This is a genomic window from Xanthomonas sp. WHRI 10207 (assembly GCF_040202975.1).
Lineage (GTDB): Bacteria > Pseudomonadota > Gammaproteobacteria > Xanthomonadales > Xanthomonadaceae > Xanthomonas.
The window spans coordinates 40796-65688 of record NZ_JBEGDX010000008.1; the positions used below are offsets into that span (position 1 = coordinate 40796).

A 24893-nucleotide genomic window follows, 5' to 3' on the forward strand; every position below is an offset into this window, starting at 1 on the left:
CGAACCCACGCCGATGCTGCAGCACTCGGTCTGTCGAACGGTGCGGCTATTCGCCCTGGCCGGCAGTCCCCTTGGGGCGGCGGCTGTGCTCGTCATGCACTTTCAGATCTTCCTGGCCCGGGCGCTGCTTGGCGGTTTCGTCCTGCTTGCGCGAGTCCTGGCTGTCGGAGACGCCGCTGGCGTCGTCGTCGGCACTGTCGGGTTGGCGCTGTTGGTTGCTCATGGCGAAGGGTCCGCTGGGATGGAGAGGCGGACGTTAGCGCGCGCGATGTGATATCGGCGGCATGGCCTGTCCCTCCGCGTGCTTGGCGCCGGTGGGACAGCTGAAACAAAAGAGCCCTGGACGCGAACGTTCAGGGCTCTTCGTTTGATGCGGTGGTGGAGCGGAAGGGGATCGAACCCTCGACCTTCGCGATGCGAACGCGACGCTCTCCCAGCTGAGCTACCGCCCCACGTGACTCGATTCTAACCACATGCCGCACCGTTCGCCAAGGCAACCGGCAGCGGACCGCGGCAAATCGGTCAATCCCGCACGGATTACTCGCGAATCAAAGGGAACTTGAGGTCCGGGTTCTTGGCCTTCCATTCCTTGTACGACACCGAGCCTTCCCAGGCAGCGAAGGCCTTCGGGGTACGGCCGCGGCCAGACCAGGTTTCGCCGGTGTGCGGCAGCTCGTACTTCGGCTTCACTTCGCTACGGCCGCTCTTGACCACTTCCTTGCGTGCCGAAGTGGTGCCCAGATAGGCCGCGATGTCGTTGCGCTGCTTGGTATTGAAGTGACCGGCAAACTGCTCGAGCAGCGAGACGATGGTGGCATGCGCAGAGGATGCCTCGCTCGCGCGCTCGGTTTTCTCCTGTTCTTCCAGCTTCTGCAGCTCGTCCAGCAGCTTGGCTTTGGCTTGCGCGATGGAATCCAGTTTCGAAGAGGTATTGCTCACAGAGGTATGGCCTCGGAATAATAGAGTGGAGACGCCGCCCTAGGGGCGAGCGCCATTATGGCATGGGGCCCGGGGGCGACCGCTGCGTGTGCGGGGGCTTGCACACGAAGTGAACAGCCTTTTCACAAGGTCTGCCTGGCCGCTTTCGCATTGTCGTTGCGGGCGCTGCCCAGCTTACACGCAGGCCAGCAAATTCGACCATGACGAGAGCAGGAGCAGGCGATGAGCGATGACCAGCGCAGCACCGGCTTACGCGACCATGACCGCATCATTTTGCCGATGAAGCCGATGAGCCGCACTACCGGATCACGACGCTTGGAGTGAGCGACGTCGCGCTGCGCGCAAGAGTGCTGTCTGGGGCTGCTACCAGCGCACGGATCCGTGGTCAGAAATGGACTGTTTCCAACGCACTCTGGCGCGTTGCGCAGCGCAGGATTGACCAGGCGCATCGCTTCGAGCAGAACGCATCTGGCAAAAAGAAAGCCCGCATCGCTGCGGGCTGTCGTCTGCGTCACGCCTGGTTCACTGCGCCGTGTTGTCGGCCAGCAATGGCATCAGCTGCGCTTCCAGTATTTCGCGTCGCCATTGGCCCAGCGCGGCAGGCCAGCTGTGCTGCTCGATCAGGGTTTCCAGATGCCGACGCGAGGCGAGCAGGCCGTCCGCTAAGCCAAGTTCGCGGCTGCGCTGCGCCACCGCATCCTGTAAACGCTTGAGCACGGCCTTGTTGCCATCGGTGGCGGCCTGCGCCAGCGGTGCGGTGTCTTCGTCGGGTAGCGGCGTGTTGAGCGCGTCCCACACTGCGTTGGCGAGCTTGCGCGGGGCTTTGGGGAATTTGTCGAACTGGCGCAGCAAGGCGTCCAGATCCGCGGGCGGAAAGCGCGCCAGCTGGCTGGCCAGTTCGTTGTCCAGAATCCAGCTGCGCGGACGATCGCTCTGACGCGCCTGCAGATCGCGCCAGCGCAGCAGCCGCAGCAACCGACGTTGCGCGGCCGGCTCCAGAAATTGTGCGGTGCGCAGGCTCACATGCGGCCAGCGCTCGCCGTCATCGTGCTCAACCGTGGCAAGCAGGCGCTCGGCGTCTTCGGCCAGCCAGCCCAGGCGATCCTGTTCGGTGAGGCGACGGGTCAGCTCGTCGTGAATCGCGAACAGGTAACGCACGTCGTCGGCGGCGTATTCCAGTTGCGATGCCGACAGCGGGCGACGCATCCAGTCCGAGCGCGTCTCGCCCTTGGTCAGCAAGGTGCCGGTGACTTCCTGCACCAGCTTCTGGTAGCCCATGCCGCCGCCCACGCCGGCCAGCGCGGCAGCGATCTGGGTGTCGAACAGCGGACGCGGCAAGACGCCGCATGCGCACTTGAAGGTGACCAGGTCTTCGCTGGCGCTATGCATCACCTTGACGATGTCGGTGGCGGTCAACCACTCCTTGAGCGCCTCGTTCATGCCCGGGATCAGCGGGTCGATCAACAGGATCTCCTCGCCGATGGCCATCTGCACCAATGCCAGTTGCGGCCAGTAGGTGCGTTCGCGAATGAATTCGGTATCCAGGCCGATGCGCGAAGGACGCGCCGCCTGCAGGCGTTCGGTCAGCTCGGAGGGGTGGGTGATCCAATGGGGCACGTGATTTCCGTCGACAGCAAGGGTTTGCGCAGAACGCGCAGAATAGCCTAACGTCGCGATCGCCTGTCGTGCGGCAGAGCACTGGAAGGAGCAGGTGGTGGGTAAGTGCGGTAACCGGATGGCAGCGTGGGCACTGGTCGCGCTCAGCATGTGCGCCTGTTCGCGTGCCCCCGCGCCGACACCGGCGCCCGCGGCTGCGCGACAGCCGGCAGCGTCTGCGCAGCCGAACAAACCGAATGTGTCCATCGGTGGCGAAGAATCCGCCGAGACGGTCGCGCAGTGGCAGCCGCCGGCGGTGGAGCTGGGCGACGAGCCCTTGGCGCAGGTACGTAAGCGTGCCGACCAAGCCCTGCAGGACGACCGCCTGTATCGGGATGCGGACGATGCGATCCCGCTGTATCTGGCGATCGAACAACGTGCCGGTGGCAAGGATGCGGCCAGCCGGCGTGGCCTGGAACAGGCACGCGCACGCTTGATCGAACGCGGTCAGGCGCTGGTTGCACAGACTGATCGGCAGGACGATGCGCTAGACCAGGCGCGCGAGCTTGCCATCGTGGCCTTGGCGCTTGCACCCAAGGACCCGAAGGTGCGCGCCTTGCAAAGCGAGGTTGAAACCGCGCAACGCGTGCTCGGTTTCAACCGCGCCGGCGAAGAAGATCTGCGCGGTGGCCGTCTGGGCGAAGACGGCAATGGCGCGCTGGCGAATTTTCGCGATGCTGCGCAGCTGGACCCCGACAACCCACGCACGCGCCAGGGCCTGGCCGCAGTAGAAAGTGGTTTGCTGGAGCGCGCCGAACAGGCCGCCGACGCTGCCGATTTCATCGGCGCGCGTTACTGGTTGCAGATGGCCGGGCAGGTGCGCGACCGCGCGCCGACCATTGCCGATGCGCGCGCGCGCATCGAGCGCACCCGGCGCGCGCAGATTGCCGCCTTGCACGACGCCGGTCTACACGATCTGACCTCGCCGCGCGGGCTCAAGGCGGCCGGTGAGAAACTGGCGGAAGTGCTGCGTATCGCCGACCCGGGCGACCCGATGGCCGGCGACCTGCGGCGTCGCCTGGAGTTGGCCACCCACTACGGCAGCTTCCGCCCCGGGCAGGTGTTCACCGATGGGCTCAAGGTCGGTGGCCGTGGGCCGCAGATGATCGTGGTGCCGCACGGTGCCTTCCAGATGGGCGCAGGCGACGCCGAACCGGGGGCATCCGACAACGAGCGCCCGGCGCATTACGTGCGCTTCGCGCGCGGCTTCGCACTCTCGATCACTGAAGTGACGGTCGGCGAATTCCGCCAGTTCGTCGAAGCCACCGGCGCGCGTCCACGCGCCACCCGGCGCGGACACTCGGTGGTGTACGACGAGCGCAGCGGCAACTTCATTCGCCGCAGCGGGGTGGACTGGCAGTCCGACTACAACGGCGCGCAGGCCGCGCCCAACAGTCCGGTAATGCACGTCAGCGTCCGTGATGCCGAAGCCTATGCGTCATGGCTGTCGGAACAGACTGGCCGGCATTACCACGTGCCCAGCGAGGCGGAGTTCGAGTACGCGGTGCGCGCCGGCACCACCGGACGCTATCCGTGGGGCAAGGCCGGCTCGCCACCGCGCGATGCAGGTAATTTCACCGGCGGCAACGACGTCTCGCGCAGCGGCCGGCACTGGAATAACGGCTTCGTCGGCTACGGCGATGGGTTCTGGGGGCCGGCACCGGCGGGCAGCTTCCGCGCCAATGCCTGGGGCCTGCACGACATGGGCGGCAACCTGAGCGAATGGGTGGCCGATTGCTGGCACGCCAGTTATCGGCGAGCACCGGCAGATGGCGCGGCGTGGTTCAACCCGGGCTGCCGGCAGCGCATGATCCGCGGCGGCAGCTGGGCCAATTCGCCGCAGCAGACGCGTGCGGCCTGGCGGCAGTCGCAGGACTCCGACAGCACCAGTGCGCGCATCGGGTTCCGGCTGGCACGCGGGATCTAGTCGCGCGGCCGCGGCCAAGTAGGCGCCGAGCGTGCGGTCGGGTTGCCCGCGTTTGGCGCGGCAGAGTCGCTTCTCGCCCAGTGGAGATGCCTTGGCTGCCATCCAGCGGTGCCGCGGTGGCACCTTGCAGCGGGGACGATACGCTTCGCCGGCCGAGCAACACCGTCCAGAGCAGACACAGCGGCAATCGCACACGCACGCTGGCACGGAGGGCGTCGGGATGAAGTTAGGTCGATCCGACAATGCTGCCGCTGCAAGGGAACATGGCCGGTAATGACTGCGTCCTTTGCCGCCTTCAGGACCAGGAGCTAACCAGCCGCCATCTGCAGCGTTCCTGGGTCCCATGGCTTAACCGCAGCGAACACCCGCCCGCACCAGGCCGGAACCGTTGGCGCAGACCGAGGTCGAAGCGCCAGCGCTTCTGAAGGACTGCTGCGATGGGCATGGGGATCAAAGTGTTTCGTTGGGTCGTGGCAATCCTGCTGATCGGCGGCAGTGGCTATGCCGTGGCGCGGCATATGCAGGACGGCAACACCGCCGGACATTACCGCTCGGTGGAAGTGATCCGCCCGGAAGGCACGCCCAAGGCGATGGTGGTGCTACTGCCCGATAGCGGCCATCCGCAGCAGGCGCAACAACTGGCCGACATGCTGAGCAACGACGGTGCGTTGGTTGCGGTGATCGATACAGCCAGCTACCGCGAACGTGTGCGCTCGCACCACGCCGCGTGCAGCTCGCTGGCCGACGACGCCGAGCGGCTCGGCAAGAAGTTGCTGCGCGCCGAACACGTGGACGCGTTCCTGCCGCCGGTGCTGGTGGGGCAGGGCGATGGCGCGGTGCTGGCGCGTCAGGCCTTGGCGTCTGCCGCACCCGACGTGCTCGGCGGCGCGGTGGTCGCCGATGCCGGCACCAAGGAGGCGGGCCTGGCCTGCTCGCGCGACGTGCCCGATGCCAATCAGGGCTTCCTCGATGATTTGGTCGACGATGCCAGCCCGATGCAGATTGCCGCAGCGACACGCGGCCACTTCCAGGCAGCGCAGGCGCAGGGTTTGGGCGATCTGCCGCTGGTCGAACTGCACGCACCCGGCAGCGACAAGCTGGTGGTGATGCTGTCCGGCGATGGCGGCTGGCGCGAGCTGGACAAGGGCATTGCCGCGCAGTTGCAGCAGCAGGGCGTGTCGGTGGTGGGCTGGAACAGCCTGCGCTACTTCTGGGCCAGCCGCACGCCGCAGCAGGTGGGCGCCGATCTTGACCGGGTGATCGCCGCCTATCGGCAACGGTGGCATATCCATCACGTGGCGCTGGTCGGTTACTCGTTCGGCGCCGACGTGCTGCCGTTCGCCTACCCGGACCTGTCGCCGCAGCAGCGCGCCTCGGTGCAGTTCGTCAGCCTGCTCGGGCTTGGTCATCAGGCCGACTTCAAGGTGCGCGTCGGCGGCTGGCTGGGCTGGCATAACGACGCCGAGCGGGATGTCGAACCTGCGATCCAGTCGCTGGATGCGCATCGTCTGCAATGCATTTACGGCAGCGAAGAAAAAGACACCTTGTGCCCGGAGCTGCGCACGCGCGGCGTGGAGGTCGTGATGCGGCCCGGCGGTCACCACTTCGATCACGACCCGGTGGTGCTGGCCGGCGTGCTGATGCAGGGCTGGCAGCATGCGGCGACGCAGATGCCCGCCCACAGCTAGCGCATGTTCATGCCGGTGCCATGCGTGCAAAGCCTCATGGCGGTTTGAGATGTGCCAGGCGGTTGCGGCTGCGCGGGCAAAGTACCCAACGCAGTGGCGGCGCGCACGAGGGCACTGCTGCAAGCCTCCGCTGCTCATCATTGTCGCGACCACGCAGGATGCGGTCGCCAACGCGCTGTCGGTGATGCGGCACAAGTACCCGCATCCGCGCTACTACGCGCAGTCGCTGCACACCATCGTCGCGACGATACCGCCTGCGGTCTGCCAGTGCGCTGTCGGTTATCCGGCGCAAGCACCCGCACCTGCGTTGTCGCCGTCAGTCGTCGCTCGGCTCGACCCGCACCGCGATGCTGCCATCGGCCAGTTGCGCACGCAGGCGCTCGCCTGGCGCCACGTCGGCAGCGCTGCGCACCACGCTGCCATCGGCAGGGCGGGTGACGATGGCATAACCGCGTGCCACGGTGGCGAGCGGGCTGACCGCTTCCAGCGAGCGCACCAGGCCGCGCAAACGTAATTGATCGTGCTGTAGCCGCCGTTGCATCGCCGCCCGCGGGTGTAATGCGCGCAACCGTTGCTGCAAGGTGGCCAGATTGCGTTGCGGGTTCTGCGCCTGCAGGCGCGTCTGCCCGCGTTGCACGCGTGCTTGCAGACGCTCCAGCAGCTGGGTCATGCGCGCGCGCAAATGCCGGCCGGCTTCTTCCTGGCGGCGCTGCAGCAGCTGCAATCGCGCCTGCGGGCTGTGCGCCCGCAAGCGCAATGCGAGCCGGTCGGCGCGTTGCATCGCATTGCCCAATGCGTGCTGTTGCAGCTGGGCGATGCGCGCGCGTGCGCGCCGCACCCGTGCCACCAGTTCGCGTTGATCGGGCACCAGCAATTCGGCCGCCACCGACGGTGTGGGGGCACGCACGTCGGCGACAAAATCGCTGAGGCTGAAGTCGGTCTCGTGGCCCACCGCCGAAACCACCGGTGTCTGCGCGGCGGCAATCGCGCGTGCCAGGCGCTCGTCGTTGAACGCCCACAGATCTTCCAGCGAGCCGCCGCCCCGGGTAATCAGGATGACGTCGTAGCGCCCGGACGCATCGGCGCGCTGCAGCAGCGAGGTGACTTGCGCTGCAGCGCTGTCGCCTTGCACCAGCGACGGCAACAGGTCCACTTCCAGCAGCGGGAAGCGCCGTGCCAGCACGCTGAGCACGTCGCGCACCGCCGCACCGCTGGGCGAGGTGATCACCGCCAGTCGCCGCACGTGCGCAGGCAACGGCTGCTTGCGCTCGGCATCGAACAGGCCTTCTGCTGCAAGCCGCGCGCGTAGTTCATCGAAAGCCCGCCGCAGCGCGCCTTCGCCGGCTTCTTCCATGTGGTCGAGCACCAGCTGGTAGTCGCCGCGCGCTTCGTACAGGGTCAAACGCCCGCGTGCGAGCACGCGCAGGCCTTCGCGCGGCTGAAACTTCAGCCAGGTGCTCTTGGGCTTGAACATCGCGCAGCGGATCTGCGCGCGCGCATCCTTGAGCGTGAAATACAGATGGCCGGAAGACGGTCGGGTGACACTGCTTAGTTCGGCTTCCACCCAGACTAGCGGGAAGCTGCCTTCCAGCAGGTCGCGCGCCAATGTGTTGAGCTGGCTGGGAGTGAGGATCTGTTGGTTGCGGTCTGCCATCGCCGCATTATCCTGCAGTGGCGATGCGCACGCGTGAGCGCAGCGGCTGGAAACTCAGATGCCGTGTTGCGCCAGTGCCCAGCCCACGTGTTCGCGGACCAGCTCCGACGCGTCGTGGCGACGGGCTTCCAACGCCGCCAACACCTCCGGCGTGCCGGGCGCATTGCCCAGGCCGACGGCGATGTTGCGCAACCAACGCTGATGGCCGCTGCGGCGGATCGGGCTGCCTTCGGTACGTTGCAGGAACTCGGCTTCGTCCCAGGCGAACAGCTGCGGCAGCGTCGCCACATCCAATGCGTTGCGCGCGCGGAAGTCGGCCTCATCGGTGCGCTGGGCGAACTTGTTCCAGGGGCAGACCAGCTGGCAGTCGTCGCAGCCGAAGATGCGGTTGCCGATCGGCTTGCGCATTTCTTCGGGAATCGGGCCATCGTGCTCGATGGTGAGATAGGCGATGCAGCGGCGTGCATCCAGCCGATACGGCGCAATGATGGCCTGGGTCGGGCAGATGTCGATGCAGCGCGTGCAGGTGCCGCAATGCGCTGTGGCGGGCGTGTCGACCGGCAGCGGCAGATCCAGGTAGATCTCGCCCAGAAAGAACCACGAGCCGCCGTTGCGATCGATCAGGCAGGTGTGTTTGCCGATCCAGCCCAGCCCGGCGTTGCGGGCCAGCGCGCGCTCCAGCACCGGTGCGGAATCGACGAATACGCGGTAGCCGAAAGCGCCGATCTCGCCCTGGATGCGCTCGGCCAGCTTCTGCAGCCGGTTGCGCATCAGCTTGTGGTAATCGCGGCCCAACGCATAACGCGCCACGTATGCGCGGGTGCCATCGTGCAAGGTCGTCCAGGCCTCGGTGTCGTCCTTGCGGCCGTAATCCATGCCCACCGACAACACCCGCAAGGTGCCCGGTACCAGCTCCTGCGGGCGCGAGCGCTTGTCGCCGTGCTGGGCCATCCAGTGCATCGTTCCGTACAGGCCTTCTTCCAGCCAGCTGCGCAGATGCGCCTCGTCTTCGCCCAGCTCGATACCGGTGATGCCGCAGCGTTGAAAGCCCGCTTCGCGCGCAAGCGCACGGATGCGCGCGGCAGCATGGGTGGGGTCGGGGCGGGCGAGGGCGGCAGACATGGCGACAAGTATAGAATTCCCGGCATGTATGCACCGCTCGCTCTTTACGATACCGCTGCCGCGCGCACGCTCGATGCGCAGGCCACCATGCTGCTGGGTGGCGATGGCTACACCTTGATGCAACGTGCCGGGCAGGCCGCCTGGCAATGGTTGCTGGAACGCTGGCCGCAGGCGCGGCGCATCGTGGTGGTGTGCGGCACCGGCAACAACGGCGGCGATGGCTACGTGCTGGCGCGACTGGCGCAGCGCGCCGGACGCCAGGTGTGCGTGGTGCATCTGCCCGAGCACGGCCCGGCCTCGGCGCTGGCCCAGCGCGCCTGCACCGAGTATCTGGCGGTTGGCGGTGCGATCGAGCTGTTTCCAACTCCGCTGGCGCAGGCCGATGTCATTGTCGATGCGCTGTTCGGTATCGGCCTGAACCGCGCGCCGGATGCGCAGACCGCCGCCTTGATCGAGGCCATCAACGCGGCCGGCACCCCGGTGCTGGCGCTGGATGTGCCCAGCGGGATCGATGCCGACCACGGCGTTGCTTTCGAGACCGCGGTGCGCGCGCATGTCACCTTGCAGTTCATCGTCCCACATCTCGGCTTGTATACCGGCGACGCGCTGGAATACACGGGCGAACGCGGCATCGCCGCGCTGGACGTGCCGGCCTCCGCATTCGATGGGCTGCATCCGGCTGCACACAGCTGGGACATTGATGCCCTGTCCGCGCACTTGCGGCCGCGTCGGCGCAATACGCACAAGGGCGAATCGGGGCGTGTGCTGTGTGTGGGCGGCAATCTCGGCAGCGGCGGCGCGATCCTGCTGACCGCCGAAGCCGCACTGCGCAGCGGCGCAGGGTTGGTGCAGGTCGCCACTCGCGCCGAGCATGTCACCGCGCTGCTGGCGCGCTGCCCCGAAGCGATGGTGCGCGCCATGCAGGCGGGTGACGACATCGCCGCACTGGCCGATGCCGCCGATGTCGTTGCGCTTGGGCCGGGACTGGGCCAGGACGACTGGGCGCGCGCGTTGTGGCAAGGCGTGCTGGGTTCGGACAGCGCGGTCGTCATCGATGCCGATGGCCTGAATCTGCTGGCGGCCACCGCCGCGCCACCGCGTGGCCCGCGCGTATTGACCCCGCATCCCGGCGAAGCAGGGCGGCTGCTGGGAATCCCCACTGCGCAGGTGCAGCGCGATCGCCTGGCCGCCGCTGCCGCGTTGGCCCACCGGTTTGATGCAGTAGTGGTGCTCAAGGGGGCCGGTACGGTGGTGGCCGCGCCGCATGCGGTGCCGCGGATCGTCGACGCCGGTAATCCCGGCATGGCCGTCGGCGGCATGGGCGACCTGCTGACCGGAGTGATCGCCGCGTTGCTGGGGCAGGGCTGGTCGGCCTTCGACGCCGCCAGCCTTGGCGCCTTGCTGCACGGCTGCGCCGGCGATGCGGCCGCACGCGATGGCGAGCGCGGCCTGTTGCCCACCGACCTGCTGCCGCAGCTGCGTCGTCTCGCCAATGCCGGAGCCAGCACATGAATCAGCTCGACGCACATCTGATCGACGCCGAAGCCACAGAAGCACTCGGCCGCGCCCTGGCCGCGGTGCGGCCTGCCACGGCGATGGTGCAACTGCATGGCGACCTCGGCGCTGGCAAATCCACGCTGGCGCGTGCGCTGCTGCGGGCGCTTGGCGTCACCGGCCCCATCCGCAGCCCCACCTACACCCTGGTCGAGCGTTATCCGCTGGGCAGCGGCGACGAAGCCTGGCATCTGGATCTGTACCGCATCGGCAATGCCGGCGAGCTGGATTTCCTCGGTCTGGACGAGGGCAGCGCCAGCCTGTGGCTGGTCGAATGGCCGGAGCGCGGCGCAGGCATCTTGCCGCCGGTGGATCTTGACGTGGAATTGGCCGTAGAGGGCGACGGGCGCAGCGTACGGTTGCTGGGCCGCAGCCCAGCCGGGCGCGACTGGCTGCATGCGGTGGCCCAACAGGCCGAGTTGCAGCCTCTTTTTGTCAGTGGACAAGAAGAATGAACGCCAGGTTACGGATTATTAAGGGAAATCATCTTGCAATTCACCCGGTTGGATGATTGAATCCAGCGCCATGACACCGGGGATCCGACAGTTCTGCGCTTCCGCCCTGACCGCCAGCCTCAGCCTGGCGGTTTTTGCTGCGTGGGCCGGCGAAATCAAGACCGTCGGTGTCAGCACCGGCGCCACTGGCACGCGTGCAGAGATTCAGCTGGCCGGTAGCGGCGGTTTCAAGACGCTGTCGCTGGCCAATCCCAATCGTTTGGTGGTGGATTTCCCGGATTCGGCAGCCGCGCGTGGCTTGAAGTTGCCGACAGCCAGCGGCCTTGTCACCTCGGTGCGCACCGGGCAACCAGTGCCTGGCACGTTCCGGGTGGTGTTCGAACTGGCAAGCCCGGTCACCGCGCTCAAGCCGCAGATGCAGACGCTGGGTAGTGCCTCCACCCTGGTGATCGAATGGCCGGGCGATCCGGCGCCGGCGGTTGCGCCACCGATTGCGGCCAGCACCCCTGCCGCACTGCCGCCGCCGCGTCCCGTCAACGCACAAGCAGAAGCCGCGCGTGCAACCGCTGCCCTGGCTGCGTCCGCGCAGCGTGCGTCGTCGCTGCCGCCAGCACCGCCAGCGCCGGTCGTCGTGCCTGCCTCGGCCATGCCGACGGTCACCCCTGCAGCGGTGCCGACCACCGTCGCCACCGGCGTGCCGACGCCGCGTCCGGCAACGGCTGCAGTGGCTGCACAAACGACTCCTGCTGGCAGCATCCCTAATCGCGGTGCCGCGGGCCCCACAACTGGTGCGGCTGCGACCGGCGGTGCGTCCGCTGCCGCAATCTTGAACGGCGGCAGCACACCGATGGCTGCTGCCGGCACCGGTGCGGTCGCGTCCGGCACTGCGTCCGGCGCCAGCGCCGACGACGATCTGCCACCGCGCCCGGTGCTGCCCAGCGAAGCCTCGCGGGTCAAAATGGCGCCGGGCATGCGGCCTCTGATCGTTGCGATCGACCCCGGTCACGGCGGCCAGGATCCGGGTGCGATGGGCCCGACCGGCAAGCGCGAAAAAGACGTGACCCTGGCGGTCGGCCGCGAACTGGCGCGTCAGATTAATGCCACGCCCGGTATGAAGGCGTACCTGACCCGCGATACCGACGTGTTCATTCCCTTGCCGATGCGTGCGCAAAAAGCGCGTGCCGCCAAGGCCGACATTTTCATTTCCATCCATGCCGACGCTGCAGAAAATCGCAGTGCAACCGGCTCGTCGGTGTATGTGCTGTCGACCAAGGGCGCCTCCTCGCAACGCGCACGTTGGCTGGCTGACAAGGAAAACGCCGCCGATCTGGTCGGTGGCGTGCGTCTGCAACAGACCGAAAGCACGCTGGCCAATGTGCTGCTCGACCTGGCACAAAGCGGCCATATGAAGGCCTCCGAAGATGCCGCCGGCCATGTGCTGGGTGGCCTCAAGCGCATCGGCAACAATCACAAGCCGCAGCTGGAGCGCGCCAACTTCGCGGTGCTGCGGACGTCCGACATGCCGGCGATGCTGGTGGAAACCGCCTTCATCTCCAATCCGGACGAAGAGCGCCGCCTGATCGACCCGGCCTACCAGCGCAAGATCGCCTCCGCCGTGCTGGATGGCATCGATACCTTCTTCACCCGTCAGCCGCCTCCGGGCACCTTGTTTGCCGCGCGCGCGCAGGCCGAAGCCGATGCCGTCGGCACCGTGGCCGGCGGCAGTCGCTGACCCGCTCGGCTATCATTCCGCACTGATTCCTTGAGCGACGGCGCCTGCGCGCCGCCGGATTGCCGTGCCGACGTTCGTCTTGCCTGCTACACCCGCGATGCACCCTGTTTTGCGCTGCCAGCGCCGAAGCGCGCGCTGATGGCGATCCGTCAGTTACCCGAGATCCTGATCAACCAGATCGCTGCCGGCGAAGTCGTCGAGCGGCCCGCATCGGTGGTCAAAGAGCTGGTCGAAAACGCCCTCGATGCCGGCGCTACCCGCGTGGATATCGATCTGGAAGAGGGCGGCGTGCGCCTGATCCGCATCCGCGATAACGGCGGCGGCATTCCGCCCGATGAACTGCCGTTGGCGGTGTCGCGGCATGCCACCAGCAAGATCGCCTCGCTGGACGATCTGGAAACCGTCGCCACGCTCGGCTTCCGCGGCGAAGCCTTGCCTTCGATCGCCTCGGTCAGCCGCTTTACGCTGATTTCGCGTCGTCACGATGCCGAACACGGCTCGGCGTTGCAGATCGAAGGCGGGCGGCTTGGCGAAGTAACGCCGCACGCGCATGCGCCCGGCACCACGGTGGAAGTGCGCGAGTTGTTCTTCAACGTGCCGGCGCGGCGCAAGTTTCTGCGTGCCGAACGCACCGAACTTGGGCACATCGAAGAGTGGCTGCGCTCGTTGGCGTTGGCGCGCCCGGATGTGGAATTGCGCGTCTCGCATAACGGCAAACCGTCGCGCCGCTACAAGCCGGGCGATCTCTACTCGGATGCGCGGCTGGGCGAAACCTTGGGCGAGGATTTCGCACGGCAGGCTTTGCGGGTCGATCACAGCGGTGCCGGCCTGCGCTTGCATGGCTGGGTTGCGCAACCGCATTACTCGCGGGCCAGCACCGACCAGCAATATCTCTACGTCAACGGCCGCTCGGTACGCGATCGCAGCGTGGCGCACGCGGTCAAGATGGCCTACGGCGATGTGTTGTTCCATGGCCGCCAACCGGCGTATGTGCTGTTTCTGGAGCTGGACCCGGCGCGCGTGGACGTCAACGTACATCCGGCCAAGCACGAGGTGCGTTTCCGCGAAGCGCGGCTGATTCACGATTTTGTCTATCGCACCCTGCAGGATGCGCTGGCGCAGACCCGCGCCGGCGCCACGCCCAATAGCATCGGCAGCGACGGTGCGGGTTATGCGGCGACTGGTGGGATGGGCAACCTCGCTGGCGACGGTGCCACACCGTATGCCGGCGCATCCGGGAATGGTGGCGGCTCAGGCAGCTACGCCAACTGGACGCCCTCGCAGACGCCGTTGGGTCTGCGTGTGGACGAAGCGCGTGCAGCCTATAGCGCGTTGTATGCGCCGCCATCTGGCAGCGCGCAGCAGTCTGCCAGCCTGCCGCAGTTCTCCGGAACCGGTCTGCCAGTCACGGCCGAAGACAGCGGCGTGCCGCCATTGGGCTATGCGGTGGCGCAGTTGCACGGCATCTACATCCTGGCCGAAAACGCCGAAGGCCTGATCGTGGTGGACATGCACGCCGCGCACGAACGCATCGGCTACGAGCGGCTCAAGAACGCGCACGACAGCATCGGTCTGCATGCGCAGCCGTTGCTGGTGCCGATGACCTTGGCAGTGGGCGAGCGCGAGGCCGATACCGCCGAGCGTGAGGCCGAGACGCTGGCCACCCTGGGCTTCGAGATCACCCGCGCCGGCCCGCAATCGCTGCACGTCCGCAGCATTCCCGCCTTGCTGGCCAATGCCGAGCCGGAGGCGTTGCTGCGCGATGTGCTGGGCGACCTGCGCGAGCACGGTCAGAGCCGCCGTATCGCCAGCGCACGCGACGAACTGCTGTCGACCATGGCCTGTCACGGCGCGGTGCGCGCCAACCGACGTCTCACCGTGCCTGAAATGAACGCGCTGCTGCGCGATATGGAAGCCACCGAGCGCTCGGGTCAATGCAATCATGGCCGACCCACCTGGGCTCGGTTTACGCTGAGCGATATCGATCGTTGGTTTCTCAGGGGGCGTTGATGGCAGTGCACATGGGGAAGGGCTGGCTGCTCGGCATGCTGGTGGCAGCGGCGCTGGTCGGATGTGGGCGCGATGCGCCGCCGCCTGCCGCGCCGGTCGCGTTGGACAAGACGTTCCTGGCCGACAACGCCGCCTGGCGCGAAAGCCGGATCAACGAACTGCGTGCGCCCGATGGCTGGACCAGCCTGGTCGGGCTGCATTGGCTGTCGCTGAAAGCGCATTACATCGGCAGTAGCGCCGACAGCGGCATCCGGCTCGCGGTCGGGCCGCCGAAGATGGGCATGGTGTCCAGCGAGGGCGGGGCAGTGTGGTTCGTGCCCGAACGTGGCGCTGCGCTCAGCGTGGATGGCAAGCCGCTGACCGGCAGAATCCGCTTCCAGTCCGATCGCGATCCGCAGCCCACGTTCATCCATTTCGACGATGGCAAGGGTGTGCTCAGCCTGATCCATCGTGGCGACCGCTACGCATTGCGGGTCAAGCACGCCGATGCGCCATCGCGCAGCAAATTCGCCGGGCTGGAGTACTGGCCGGCAGATCCTTCCTGGCGCATCACCGCACGCTACGTGCCCAACGATGTCGGCAAAACCATCCCGATCGTGGACATCGTCGGCATCAGTAGCGAGCAGCCCAACGCCGGTGCCATCGTCTTCGAGCGCGATGGCAAGACCTATCGCCTGGAAACGATCGGCGAACCTGGGCGGCCGGTGTTCGTGGTGTTCGCCGACCGCACCAGTGGGCACGGCAGCTATCCGGCCGGGCGCTTCCTGGACGTGGACGTGCCGGATGCGTCCGGTCATGTGGTGGTGGACTTCAATCGCGCCTACAACCCGCCGTGCGCGTTCACTCCCTTCGCAACCTGCCCGTTGCCGCCGCCGGAAAACCGGATCGATCTGGCGGTCTCGGCCGGCGAGAAAACCTACAAGGTGCCGCACTGACGTGATGAGGTGGATATGGTGAACGTTGATGCGATGACGGTGCGCCTGCGTGCGCGCGTTGCCGCGTGGTGCAGTGGCGCGCTGATCGGCCTGGCGCTGTGGAGCGGGGCGGCCGCACCGGCCTGGGCGCGCGGTGCCAACGACGCACCTGCCGGCCCGCCGGTGCCGCTGCTGTGGAAAGTCGACGGCAAGGGCGGCACGCTCTATCTGCTGGGTTCGTTCCACGTGCTCAAGCCCAGCGATTACCCGTTGTCGCCGGATGTGATGCAGGCATTCGCCAAGGCCGACCGTCTGCTGTTCGAGCTGCCGCCGTCGGATGCGCAATCGCCGCAGCTGGCCAGCCGCATGCTGCAAGTGGCACGTCGCACCGATGGCCGCACCCTGCAGGACGTGCTGGACGCAAAGACCTGGCAGGCGCTCAGTGCCTACGCGCGCAAGTACGGCATGTCGATCGACGCCCTGCAGTCGCTCAAACCCTGGTTTGTCGCACTGTCGATCAGCCTTGCCGAGATGAGCCGGCAAGGCATGGACCCGAACGCGGGTCTGGACCATTACTTCATGGACCAGGCGCAGGCCAAGGGCAAGCCCGCCGACGGTCTGGAGCGCGCCGAAGAACAGATCGCCCTGCTGGATGGCATGTCGCCCACCGAGCAGCATCAGCTGCTGGAAGAAGCGCTGGACGAAGCCGATACAACCGATCAGCTGCGTCGCCTGCATGCGGCGTGGCGCAATGGCGACGTGCACACGCTCTCCACGCAGATGGCCGAAGACATGCGCCGCCAGTACCCGGCGCTGTATCAAGACATCAACGTCGAACGCAATGCGCGTTGGGTGCCACGTCTTGAAAAACAGCTGGGCAAGGGCAGTGGAACCACCCTGGTCGTGGTGGGCGCCCTGCATCTGTTGGGAAACGACGGTGTGGTGGAGCGCCTGCGTGCGCGCGGCTACCACGTAGAGCGGATCTGCTCGGCCTGCGCGGAGCAGGCCGGCCGCTGACTGCTCGCGCCTGCCAGCCCATCGGGCTGGCAGGCGCGAGCAGTGCTGTCATCCGCGGTTGCGGGCCTTGCCGGTGGTACCGGTATGGCTGTTGGACGCACCGTGCGTGCCGGTGCCCATCGGGCCGCTGCCCATGCTGCCGGCGCCAGGCGGGGTCGGCGGTGTGCCAGGGCCACCCGGACGACCGAAACCGGCGCCGAAGTTGCGCTGAAACTCCTGCCACAACTCCAGGTTGCGCTCGGTCAGCTGGTTCATCATCGCCCAGGGGGTCTGCCCGAGCAGGTTGCCCATCTGCTGGCGGAACTGCTGCTGCTGGTCCAGGAACACCTGCATGCTGCGCTCCAGGTAGTTACCCATGAAGCCCTGCAGCGAATCTCCGTAGAAACGGATGATCTGACTCAGTAACTGGGTGGAGAGCATCGGCTCGCCGTCCTGTTCCCGGTCGGCAATGATCTGCAACAAGACGGCACGACTTAAATCTTCGCCACTCTTGGCATCGCGGACTTCGAACTCTTCGCCGTCGATGATCAACTGGCGCACATCTTCGATGGTGATATAGCTGGAAATCTCGGTGTCGTAGAGACGGCGATTGGGATACTTCTTGATGATGCGAAGTCCGGCCATGGAACGTTCACTCACACTGATAGTGCGCGCAGGATGGCGCAGCGCAGCAGCGGTTGCAACAGTCAGAAGGCCTTATTTGCTTAAGCGGACACATTAAAAATGTTGCGCAGCATGGTTTTTGATCCAAATCCATGCTGCACCGCAAAGTTGCAGCAAACGTTACCAGCCCATGTGGTGGCCGCCGTTGATGTCCAGATTGGACCCGGTAATCCAGGCGGCCTCTTCCGCGACCAGAAACGCCACGGCATAGGCGATCTCTTCCGGGCGTCCCAGCCGGCCCGTTGGGATGTCGGCCACGATCTTGGCGCGGACCTCTTCCGGTACCGCCATCACCATATCGGTGGCCACGTAACCGGGCGAGACCGTATTGACCGTGACCCCGAACGCGGCATTTTCGCGCGCCAGCGAAATGGTGAAGCCGTGCATGCCGGCCTTGGCGGCTGCGTAGTTGGCCTGGCCGTACTGGCCCTTGAGCCCGTTGATGGAACTGATCTGGATCACCCGGCCCCAGCCGCGCTTGCGCATGCCTTCGATCACCGGGCGGGTGACGTTGAACACCGAGTTGAGGTTGGTGTTGATGACGTCGTGCCATTGCTCGGCAGTCATGCGGTGAAAGGTGGTGTCGCGGGTGATGCCGGCGTTGTTGACCAGGACCTCGATCGGCCCCAGCGACGCTTCCACCTCCTCGACCAGTGCACGCGCATGCTCGGACGACGCCACATCGCCGCGGAACAGCGCAAATGCGTAGCCCTGTGCCTGCATGCGCTGCTGCCAGTCGCGTGCCTTTTCCTCGTTGCGGAAGTTGCTGGCCACCTTGTGGCCCTGGTCGGCCAGACGCTTGCAGATGGCGGTACCGATACCGCCGGTGCCGCCGGTGACCAATGCGACGCGAGATGTCATGACGACTCCAATAAGCAGGTAAGTCCGGGGCTATCAGGGTGCCGGCGCAGGCGCCGCACCCGGATGTCGATGCTGGGTCGCAATTCTAGTCACGCCGGGGCTGCGATGCGCGCCCATCGCTGCCCAGGGCGCAGGTGCGCGGTAGCAGGTCGGGCGAAAAATGCTGCGCGGCTTGCTGCAGCAGCGTGTCGATATCTGCACGCGGCGGCAGAGCGGACACCACCTGGCCCAGGGCCTGCCAGGCGGCACGCAGCGCCGGTAGCGGGTCGGCGTCGTCCAGTGCGGGCGCACCATGCGATTTGGATAGCTTGCGGCCATCGGCATCCAGGATCAGCGGCAGATGCAGATAGCGCGGCTGCGGCAGGTTCAGGGCGCGCTGCAGCAGGAGTTGGCGCGGGGTGGAGTCGAGCAGGTCTGCGCCGCGCACGACATCGGTGATGCCTTGCAGTGCATCGTCCACCACCACCGCCAACTGGTACGCCCAATAGCCATCGGCACGGCGCAACACCACATCGCCGACGTCGGCGTACACGTCCTGCCGCACATGGCCTTGCAAGGCATCGTCGAAGCCGACCGGCGCTTGTGGCGGCACCCGCAGGCGCACCGCGCGCCGGTCGCCCAGCGCCGCCACGCAAGCGTGATGGATGCCGCCCATCTCGGCCAGATCGGCACGGCTGCAGCTGCATTCGAACGCCAGCCCGGCCTCCAGCAGTGTGGCGATTGCGCCGGTGTAATGCGCATCGCGGTCGGATTGCCGGATCACTGGCAGGTCCGAAATCAGCCCGAACGCGGCCAGGCTGCGCAGCTGGCGTTCGGACGCGCCTGCTTCAGCGCGTGGCGGGTCGATGTCCTCGATACGCACGCACCACTGCCCACCGGCATGGCGAGCGAGCAACCAGCTGCCGAACGCCGCCAGCAGGGAGCCGAAGTGCAGGGGGCCGGTCGGGGAGGGCGCGAAGCGGCCGCGGTAGAGGGGCAATGGCATAGGCAGCTGAATCGTCGGTCATGTGCTTGCTTGATTTCAAGCCGCGACGGCCGCAAATCCGCAACAGTTCACCCTGCATCAGTGGAGCAAGCGCGTCATGTTCAACCGCATTTTCCTGTTCCTGCTGACCAACCTGGCGGTGTTGTTCCTCGCCAGCATTGTGATGTCGGTTTTGGGCGTCAATTCCGCGCAGATGAGCGGCTTGCTGGTGATGGGCGCCATCTTCGGTTTCGGCGGTGCGTTCATTTCCCTGCTGCTGTCCAAATTCATGGCCAAGCGCAGCACCGGTGCGCAGGTCATCACCGAGCCGCGCACCCCGACCGAGCGGTGGTTGCTGGAGACGGTACGGCGTCAGGCGCAGGCCGCCGGCATCGGCATGCCGGAAGTGGCGGTTTACGAGGGCCCGGAAATCAATGCCTTCGCAACCGGCGCCAATCGCAACAAAGCCCTGGTCGCAGTCTCCACCGGCCTGCTGCAGAACATGAGTCAGGACGAGGCCGAAGCGGTGCTGGGCCACGAAATCGCCCACGTTGCCAATGGCGACATGGTGACCATGGCGCTGTTGCAGGGCGTGTTGAATACCTTCGTGATCGTGTTGGCGCGTGTGGTCGGCGGCATCATCGACAGCACCTTGTCGGGCAACCGCGAGGGCGGCCGTGGCTTTGCCTACTACATCATCGTGTTCGCGTTGGAGATGGTGTTGGGCATGTTCGCGACCATGATTGCAATGTGGTTCTCGCGCCGGCGCGAGTTTCGCGCCGACGCCGGTGGCGCGCAGCTGGCCGGGCGCAACAAGATGATCGCCGCGCTGGAGCGGCTGTCGCTCAACCACGGCCAGAGCACCTTGCCCTCGCAGGTGCAGGCGTTCGGCATCTCCGGTGGGGTGGGCAATGGCTTGCGTCGCCTGTTCCTCAGCCACCCGCCGCTGACCGAGCGCCTTGCCGCGTTGCGTGCGGCCAATGGCGCTGCACTGTAAGCGGCACCGGAGATCGCGGCGGCTCCGTGTGATGCGCAAGGCGCTGCCGTCATCAGCATCGATCGTTGGTGCAACGGCCACATGAGCACACCGCCCATGCTCAACGAAACAGTGCCCGCTGCATCGCCTGGTCGGAAGCCGGTCGACTGCGTACCGGCTTGAAAGACAACAAAAAACCCGCGCATTGCGGGTTTTTTGTTGTCCTGCGTTGCCGGCTTTCGGTTGGATCAGCCGAATTCGTAGTTCATCAGCGGGCCGGTCGGTGCGACAAAATCGCCCTGCACATAATCCACTCCGGCACTGAAGAAGCTGCTCATCGACTGCGCATCGGCGACGAATTCGGCCACGGTCAAAATGCCGGCCGGCTGCGCGCGCGAGGTGATTTCGCGGATCTTTTCCTGGCTCTCGCGGGCCGAGGCGACGTCGCCGGTGATGCCGCGGTCCAGCTTGAGGAAGGCCGGCTGGAAATGCGCGAGCAGCTGGAACGAGTCCAGGCCCGAACCGAACTGCTCCAGCCCGACTTTGCAGCCCATCGCCGACACTGCTGCCAGAAACTGCTGGGCATTGCGTAGATGCGTAAACACCTTCGATTCCGGCGTCTGCAACCACAAGCGCTCGCCCGGCACGCCGTAGACCGCCAACTGCTCGCGGATGGTGTCGATCATCTGCGGGTCGGAGAACGAGTTCGGCCCGACACGCACCAGCAGGTGCGTTGTGTGCCCCGCACGTTGCCGTTCACCGAGCTGACGGATGGCGCGGGCCACCACCCAGCGGTCGATTTCGGTGACCAGGTCGTGCTCTTCGGCAATGGCCATGAAGGCATTTGGCGACATCATCTCGCCATTGCGATCCAGGCGCAGGAACGCCTGATACAGCTCCAGCGGCTCGCCCTGCAGATTGAGCACCGGCTGGTAATGCAGCAGGAAGCCATCGCCAACCAGTGCCTCGCGCAGCTGCTCCACCCAGCGCTCGATGCGTTCTTCCTCGGCACGATCGGAGGCGGCCGGGTCGTAGATGCTCACCGCGTTGCCGCCAAGCTCGGCGGTGGTGCGCACTGCCTCGGTCCCGCGATTGAGCACCTGGCCGATGCTGGCGATCTTTTCGCCGATCTGCACGCCGCCGATGCTCACCGTGACCGTGGCCGAGCGCGAGCCTACGCTGAAAACATGCTGCGCGAACGCATCGCGTACCGTTTCCGCCAGCGCGTGGGAGCGTGCGTAGTTGCCGTCCAGCAACAGGGCAAAGCTGTGCTCGCCGAAGCGCGCCGCCACCACGCTTTCATCGACGATACCGGCCACATGCGCGGCCATCGCGGCGATCAGGGCGTCGGCCGAGTCCAGGCCGATCTCGGGAAGGATGCGCGCGTAGTGATCCGGCTCGATGAGCAGAAAGCCGGATTGGCCTTCGCTGCGGCCGGCGCGCGCCACCGCCTGTTCCAGCGCCACCATGAAGGTGGGCCGGTTGAGCAGGCCGGTGACCTGATCGCGCTGGCGCAGATCTTCGACCTCGCGCGCCAGTTCCGGGTCGAACTCCTCGCGGCGGCGGAACACCACCTGGATGCACGGCTCGCCTTCGTAGGTGGCGGTGGCAAATTCCATCGTCGCCGGGAAGGTGTCGCCTTCCAGCCGGCGCGCGTCGACCTTGTACTGCGCCGGCGGCGGCTCGCCCTTGGCCATGGCCTTGAGTAATTGCTTGAAGTCGTCGACGTACTGCGCGGCAATCATGTCCAGCAGCGACACGCCTTCGACATCGTCGAACGACTCGAAACCGAACATTTCCAGATACGCCTCATTGGCGCGGATATGCATGCCTTCGTGCACGTAGGCGATGGGGTCGCGCGAGGAAGCGATGAGTGCATCGCAGCGGCGCTCGGTTTCGCGCATCTGCGCTTCGATGCGACGCAGGCCGCGACGCGCCTGCAGGTCGGCCCATTCCGAACGCACCAGGGAGAGCAGGTGTTCGGGACGGTGGCGCAGCACGATGGCGCGGATGCCGTGCGCAGCGGCCTCGACCAATGCGTTTTCTTCGATGCGCTCGGCTAGCAGGATGATCGGAATGTCCTTGCCGCTGCCGGCGATCTGCTGCTGCAGAGCGCTCATCGGAATCTGCAGCGCTTGCCCATGCAGGGCCAGATCGATCTGGCCGGCGAGCATGCTGGCGAGCTCTTCCGGAGATTGCGGGCGCGAAGGCCGCACCGCGATGCCGCCGTTGCGCAGCGCTGTCACGATCGCCTCCGCACGCTCGACACTGTCGTCGACGATCATCAGGCGGAGGGTGAGATCTTTACCTCTTTGCATGCGCAACTCCCTGGCGACGGGCTTTAATACACGAAGGTCATCGGCTGCGTCCATGTCTGTGGACAAAGCCGCATCCGGTGTGAGACTTGGGCCACGCTTCCGTGCGATGAAGAGGGATCAGGCCACGCTGCCTGCGGCATGTCCCGATGCCCAGGCCCACTGAAAGTTGTACCCACCCAGCCAACCGGTGACATCCAGCACTTCGCCGATGAAGTACAGGCCAGTCACCAGCCGCGACTCCATGGTCGCACTTGAGACCTGATCGGTATCGACTCCGCCCAGCGTTACTTCAGCGGTGCGGTAACCCTCGGTTCCGCTGGCGATCAGCGGGAAGGCGGAAAGCAGGTCGGCGGCGCTCTGCAGCTGCGGTGGATCCAGCTGACGCACCGGTTTGTCCGGCAACCACGCTTCGCACAGGCGTTGCGCAAAGCGTCGCGGCATCACATCGCCCAGCACATTGCGCAGCTCGGTGGCCCCGCGTTGCTGTTTCTGCTCGCGCAGCCATGCGACTGCGTCTTGCCCCGGCAGCAGGTCGAGCCGCAAGTCGTCACCGGGCTGCCAATAGGACGAGATCTGCAGGATCGCCGGCCCGCTGACGCCGCGGTGGGTGAGCAGCATGAAGTTGCGGAAACTGACCCCGTTGCAGTGCGCCTCCACCGGCAGGGCGAGGCCGGACAAGTCCTGCAGACGTTCCTGATGCTTGCCGCTCAGGGTGAGCGGCACCAGCCCGGCGCGCGTCGGCAGCAGCGTATGGCCGAATTGCTTGGCCAGGGCGTAACCGAAGCCGCTGGCGCCCATGCTGGGAATCGACAGTCCGCCGGTGGCGACGATCAGCGATTGCGTCTGTACGCGCCCCAAGGTGGTGTCGAGCGTGAAGCCGTCGCTGTCGCGGCGGACCGAACGCACCTCGCATTGGGTGTGGATCTGCACCCCGGCTGCCTCGCACTCGTCCAGCAACAGCCGCACGATCTGCTTGGATGAGGTATCGCAGAACAGCTGGCCCAGCTCCTTTTCGTGATACGCGATGCCATGGCGCTCGACCAGCTCCACGAAATCGCCCGGGCTGTAGCGCGCCAGCGCAGACTTGCAGAAGTGGCGATTGGCGGAAATGAAGTTGCCCGGCGTGGTGCCGGTATTGGTGAAATTGCAGCGCCCGCCGCCGGACATCAGGATTTTCTTGCCGACCTTGTTGGCGTGGTCCAGCACCAGCACCTGACGGCCGCGTCGGCCGGCGGTGAAGGCGCTCATCAGGCCGGCAGCCCCGGCACCGATGACCAGTACGTCGCAACGCATGCTCATTCGACCGGCGCTTGCCGCACCATCGGGGTCAGGGTGACGCTGCCGTGGTCGGCCAGCATCTGCACTTCGCCGTCCTGGATGATCACGTCAAAACGCATGCCGCGCTGGATCAGCGCTCCCAGGGCCTCGGTGGCCTGCGAGTCCAGTTCGATCACGCGCAGGTTGCTGTGCCGGCCCATGGCGTTGGCGTGTTTCTTCCACCAGGTTTCGGTGGCTTGACCGCCGTAGCCGATTACTACCGCTTCGCGCGAACGGTTGCAGGCCTTGCGCACGCGACTCTCGTCGGGCTGGCCGAGGTCGATCCATAGATCCGGGTCGCCGGTGTAGTCGCGCCGCCACAGGTCGGGTTCGTCGTCGTTGCTGAGGCCGCGGCCAAATTCCAGGCGGTCGTCGGCGAACAAGGCGAACGCGAGCAGCCGCACCATCAGGCGCTCGTCGGTTTCGGAAGGATGTTGGGCCAGGGTCAGCGGATGGTTGGCGTAGTAGCCGCGGTCCATGTCGCTGATCTGAAGTTCCGCCCTACGGACGGTGGCGGTGAGAGCCATCAGGATGCCGATTGCAAAGGGCGCTCATGATACGCGCCCGGTCCAGCTGCGGCGCGTTAGGTCGGCGTGCGTGGTTGCGCGGCCAGCCAGCGGTCCAGCTGGGCAGCGAAGGCTTGGCGATCGCGTGCGTGCAGTGTCGGCGGCCCGCCGGTCGCGATACCGGCGCCGCGCAGCTCTTCCATGAAGCCACGGACCGACAGGCGCTCCTTGATGGTGTTGCTGGTGAACGCTTCGCCGCGCAGGCCGACCGCCGTAGCACCGGCTTCCAGTGCGCGTGCGGCCAGCGGAATGTCCTGGGTCACCACCAGGTCGCCTGCGGCCACCCGTTCGGCGATCGCGTCGTCTGCCGCGTCCGGGCCGCCAGGCACCTGCAAGGCGCGGACATGGGGCAGGGACGGCGTACTGAGATAGTGATTGGCGACCAGGGTCACGGCGGTGCCGGTGCGCGCAGCGGCGCGGAACAGGATGTCGCGGATCACCGCGGGGCAGGCGTCGGCATCGACCCAGATCTGCGCGCGTGTCGGTGTTTGAGGCGTATTCATCGCACTATTGTGGATGGGGAGGGGCCTGACAGACAGTCGGATTTGGCCTGACTGCAA

21 protein-coding genes, 1 tRNA gene and 1 pseudogene are annotated in these 24893 nt (G+C 66.3%); 9 read left to right on the forward strand and 14 right to left on the reverse strand.

The features are described 5' to 3' along the window. Positions 1-46 precede the first annotated feature (46 nt). The 4 genes from ABQU90_RS20460 to rnd all read right to left on the reverse strand — a co-directional run bounded on the left by ABQU90_RS20460 (position 47) and on the right by rnd (position 2556). Positions 47-223: a hypothetical protein gene (locus ABQU90_RS20460; RefSeq protein ID WP_162847468.1), complete on the reverse strand. Its 177-nt coding sequence runs from the start codon at positions 221-223 to the stop codon at positions 47-49. 153 nt (positions 224-376) lie between these two features. Further along, a tRNA-Ala gene (locus tag ABQU90_RS20465) sits at positions 377-452 on the reverse strand. Positions 453-537: 85 nt separating this feature from the next. Beyond that, positions 538-939, reverse strand: coding sequence for an H-NS histone family protein (locus ABQU90_RS20470; RefSeq protein ID WP_055851906.1), 402 nt, complete (start codon positions 937-939; stop codon positions 538-540). A 522-nt stretch (positions 940-1461) separates the two neighbouring features. Continuing rightward, positions 1462-2556: a ribonuclease D gene (gene rnd, locus ABQU90_RS20475; protein ID WP_115527947.1), complete on the reverse strand. Its 1095-nt coding sequence runs from the start codon at positions 2554-2556 to the stop codon at positions 1462-1464. A 118-nt stretch (positions 2557-2674) separates the two neighbouring features. Here rnd and ABQU90_RS20480 point away from each other — a divergent pair, with 118 nt between their 5' ends. Beyond that, positions 2675-4522, forward strand: a complete 1848-nt coding sequence (locus ABQU90_RS20480) for a formylglycine-generating enzyme family protein (protein ID WP_503064269.1) — start codon at positions 2675-2677, stop codon at positions 4520-4522. A 28-nt stretch (positions 4523-4550) separates the two neighbouring features. Here ABQU90_RS20480 and ABQU90_RS22850 read toward each other — a convergent pair. After that, a pseudogene (locus ABQU90_RS22850) lies at positions 4551-4739 on the reverse strand (hypothetical protein); the annotation flags it as partial. Between the two features lie 220 nt (positions 4740-4959). Here ABQU90_RS22850 and ABQU90_RS20485 point away from each other — a divergent pair. Further along, on the forward strand, positions 4960-6210 hold the full coding sequence (locus ABQU90_RS20485) for a virulence factor (RefSeq protein WP_323517655.1): 1251 nt from the start codon (positions 4960-4962) through the stop codon (positions 6208-6210). 316 nt (positions 6211-6526) lie between these two features. Here ABQU90_RS20485 and xseA read toward each other — a convergent pair whose 3' ends face one another. Together xseA and queG are read right to left on the reverse strand one after the other, a co-directional pair. Next, positions 6527-7864 (reverse strand): exodeoxyribonuclease VII large subunit, encoded by a 1338-nt coding sequence (xseA, locus tag ABQU90_RS20490; RefSeq protein WP_323522651.1) that lies wholly within the window; start codon positions 7862-7864, stop codon positions 6527-6529. A gap of 54 nt (positions 7865-7918) precedes the next feature. Continuing rightward, complete coding sequence (queG, locus tag ABQU90_RS20495; RefSeq protein ID WP_323522652.1) at positions 7919-8986, reverse strand: tRNA epoxyqueuosine(34) reductase QueG; 1068 nt, start codon at positions 8984-8986, stop codon at positions 7919-7921. 24 nt (positions 8987-9010) lie between these two features. On the opposite strand from queG, the gene ABQU90_RS20500 reads away from it, so the two are divergent. The 6 genes from ABQU90_RS20500 to ABQU90_RS20525 all read left to right on the forward strand — a co-directional run bounded on the left by ABQU90_RS20500 (position 9011) and on the right by ABQU90_RS20525 (position 16668). Beyond that, positions 9011-10498: an NAD(P)H-hydrate dehydratase gene (locus ABQU90_RS20500; RefSeq protein ID WP_323522653.1), complete on the forward strand. Its 1488-nt coding sequence runs from the start codon at positions 9011-9013 to the stop codon at positions 10496-10498. After that, the gene (gene tsaE / locus ABQU90_RS20505) at positions 10495-10995 is read left to right on the forward strand and encodes a tRNA (adenosine(37)-N6)-threonylcarbamoyltransferase complex ATPase subunit type 1 TsaE (RefSeq protein WP_323522654.1); all 501 of its coding nucleotides are present in this window, start codon (positions 10495-10497) and stop codon (positions 10993-10995) included. The genes ABQU90_RS20500 and tsaE overlap by 4 nt, the downstream gene beginning before the upstream one ends. A 70-nt stretch (positions 10996-11065) precedes the next feature. Next, the gene (locus ABQU90_RS20510; protein ID WP_323522655.1) at positions 11066-12727 is read left to right on the forward strand and encodes an N-acetylmuramoyl-L-alanine amidase; all 1662 of its coding nucleotides are present in this window, start codon (positions 11066-11068) and stop codon (positions 12725-12727) included. Positions 12728-12865: 138 nt separating this feature from the next. Further along, on the forward strand, positions 12866-14737 hold the full coding sequence (mutL, locus tag ABQU90_RS20515) for a DNA mismatch repair endonuclease MutL (protein ID WP_311238611.1): 1872 nt from the start codon (positions 12866-12868) through the stop codon (positions 14735-14737). Beyond that, a complete protein-coding gene (locus tag ABQU90_RS20520) occupies positions 14737-15672 on the forward strand; it encodes a DUF1684 domain-containing protein (RefSeq protein ID WP_323522656.1) in 936 nt (311 codons plus the stop codon). Before mutL ends, ABQU90_RS20520 begins: the two co-directional genes overlap by 1 nt. Before the next feature lie 33 nt (positions 15673-15705). After that, positions 15706-16668 (forward strand): TraB/GumN family protein, encoded by a 963-nt coding sequence (locus ABQU90_RS20525; protein WP_323522767.1) that lies wholly within the window; start codon positions 15706-15708, stop codon positions 16666-16668. Between the two features lie 48 nt (positions 16669-16716). On the opposite strand, the gene phaR is transcribed toward ABQU90_RS20525, so the two are convergent. The 3 genes from phaR to gluQRS form a co-directional block, all read right to left on the reverse strand. Beyond that, entirely contained in the window at positions 16717-17292 is a 576-nt protein-coding gene (gene phaR, locus ABQU90_RS20530; RefSeq protein WP_005994381.1) for a polyhydroxyalkanoate synthesis repressor PhaR, read from the reverse strand. 159 nt (positions 17293-17451) lie between these two features. Continuing rightward, positions 17452-18192: a beta-ketoacyl-ACP reductase gene (locus ABQU90_RS20535; protein ID WP_055851936.1), complete on the reverse strand. Its 741-nt coding sequence runs from the start codon at positions 18190-18192 to the stop codon at positions 17452-17454. A gap of 85 nt (positions 18193-18277) precedes the next feature. Next, positions 18278-19177, reverse strand: coding sequence for a tRNA glutamyl-Q(34) synthetase GluQRS (gluQRS, locus tag ABQU90_RS20540; protein ID WP_323522657.1), 900 nt, complete (start codon positions 19175-19177; stop codon positions 18278-18280). Positions 19178-19274: 97 nt separating this feature from the next. Here gluQRS and htpX point away from each other — a divergent pair, with 97 nt between their 5' ends. Then, entirely contained in the window at positions 19275-20153 is an 879-nt protein-coding gene (htpX, locus tag ABQU90_RS20545) for a protease HtpX (protein ID WP_115513184.1), read from the forward strand. Positions 20154-20380: 227 nt separating this feature from the next. On the opposite strand, the gene ABQU90_RS20550 is transcribed toward htpX, so the two are convergent. From ABQU90_RS20550 to ABQU90_RS20565, 4 genes are all read right to left on the reverse strand, one after another. Then, positions 20381-22450: a GGDEF/EAL domain-containing response regulator gene (locus ABQU90_RS20550; protein ID WP_323522658.1), complete on the reverse strand. Its 2070-nt coding sequence runs from the start codon at positions 22448-22450 to the stop codon at positions 20381-20383. 117 nt (positions 22451-22567) lie between these two features. After that, entirely contained in the window at positions 22568-23749 is a 1182-nt protein-coding gene (locus tag ABQU90_RS20555) for a BaiN/RdsA family NAD(P)/FAD-dependent oxidoreductase (protein WP_323522659.1), read from the reverse strand. Continuing rightward, the gene (locus ABQU90_RS20560) at positions 23746-24294 is read right to left on the reverse strand and encodes a YaeQ family protein (protein ID WP_311238607.1); all 549 of its coding nucleotides are present in this window, start codon (positions 24292-24294) and stop codon (positions 23746-23748) included. The genes ABQU90_RS20555 and ABQU90_RS20560 overlap by 4 nt, the downstream gene beginning before the upstream one ends. Before the next feature lie 56 nt (positions 24295-24350). After that, a complete protein-coding gene (locus ABQU90_RS20565; protein WP_311238606.1) occupies positions 24351-24836 on the reverse strand; it encodes a YaiI/YqxD family protein in 486 nt (161 codons plus the stop codon). Positions 24837-24893 lie beyond the last annotated feature (57 nt).

Excerpts from the sequence above, each read along its gene's own strand:
- ABQU90_RS20525 (WP_323522767.1), top strand. The coding sequence starts at position 15,706 with ATGACGGTGCGCCTGCGTGCGCGCGTTGCCGCGTGGTGCAGTGGCGCG.
- htpX (WP_115513184.1), top strand. The coding sequence starts at position 19,275 with ATGTTCAACCGCATTTTCCTGTTCCTGCTGACCAACCTGGCGGTGTTG.
- ABQU90_RS20560 (WP_311238607.1), bottom strand. The coding sequence starts at position 24,294 with ATGGCTCTCACCGCCACCGTCCGTAGGGCGGAACTTCAGATCAGCGAC.
- ABQU90_RS20485 (WP_323517655.1), top strand. The coding sequence starts at position 4,960 with ATGGGCATGGGGATCAAAGTGTTTCGTTGGGTCGTGGCAATCCTGCTG.
- ABQU90_RS20550 (WP_323522658.1), bottom strand. The coding sequence starts at position 22,450 with ATGCAAAGAGGTAAAGATCTCACCCTCCGCCTGATGATCGTCGACGAC.
- ABQU90_RS20510 (WP_323522655.1), top strand. The coding sequence starts at position 11,066 with ATGACACCGGGGATCCGACAGTTCTGCGCTTCCGCCCTGACCGCCAGC.
- xseA (WP_323522651.1), bottom strand. The coding sequence starts at position 7,864 with ATGGCAGACCGCAACCAACAGATCCTCACTCCCAGCCAGCTCAACACA.
- queG (WP_323522652.1), bottom strand. The coding sequence starts at position 8,986 with ATGTCTGCCGCCCTCGCCCGCCCCGACCCCACCCATGCTGCCGCGCGC.
- phaR (WP_005994381.1), bottom strand. The coding sequence starts at position 17,292 with ATGGCCGGACTTCGCATCATCAAGAAGTATCCCAATCGCCGTCTCTAC.
- ABQU90_RS20535 (WP_055851936.1), bottom strand. The coding sequence starts at position 18,192 with ATGACATCTCGCGTCGCATTGGTCACCGGCGGCACCGGCGGTATCGGT.
- ABQU90_RS20500 (WP_323522653.1), top strand. The coding sequence starts at position 9,011 with ATGTATGCACCGCTCGCTCTTTACGATACCGCTGCCGCGCGCACGCTC.
- ABQU90_RS20565 (WP_311238606.1), bottom strand. The coding sequence starts at position 24,836 with ATGAATACGCCTCAAACACCGACACGCGCGCAGATCTGGGTCGATGCC.
- tsaE (WP_323522654.1), top strand. The coding sequence starts at position 10,495 with ATGAATCAGCTCGACGCACATCTGATCGACGCCGAAGCCACAGAAGCA.
- ABQU90_RS20480 (WP_503064269.1), top strand. The coding sequence starts at position 2,675 with ATGGCAGCGTGGGCACTGGTCGCGCTCAGCATGTGCGCCTGTTCGCGT.
- ABQU90_RS20460 (WP_162847468.1), bottom strand. The coding sequence starts at position 223 with ATGAGCAACCAACAGCGCCAACCCGACAGTGCCGACGACGACGCCAGC.
- gluQRS (WP_323522657.1), bottom strand. The coding sequence starts at position 19,177 with ATGCCATTGCCCCTCTACCGCGGCCGCTTCGCGCCCTCCCCGACCGGC.
- ABQU90_RS20520 (WP_323522656.1), top strand. The coding sequence starts at position 14,737 with ATGGCAGTGCACATGGGGAAGGGCTGGCTGCTCGGCATGCTGGTGGCA.
- mutL (WP_311238611.1), top strand. The coding sequence starts at position 12,866 with ATGGCGATCCGTCAGTTACCCGAGATCCTGATCAACCAGATCGCTGCC.
- ABQU90_RS20555 (WP_323522659.1), bottom strand. The coding sequence starts at position 23,749 with ATGAGCATGCGTTGCGACGTACTGGTCATCGGTGCCGGGGCTGCCGGC.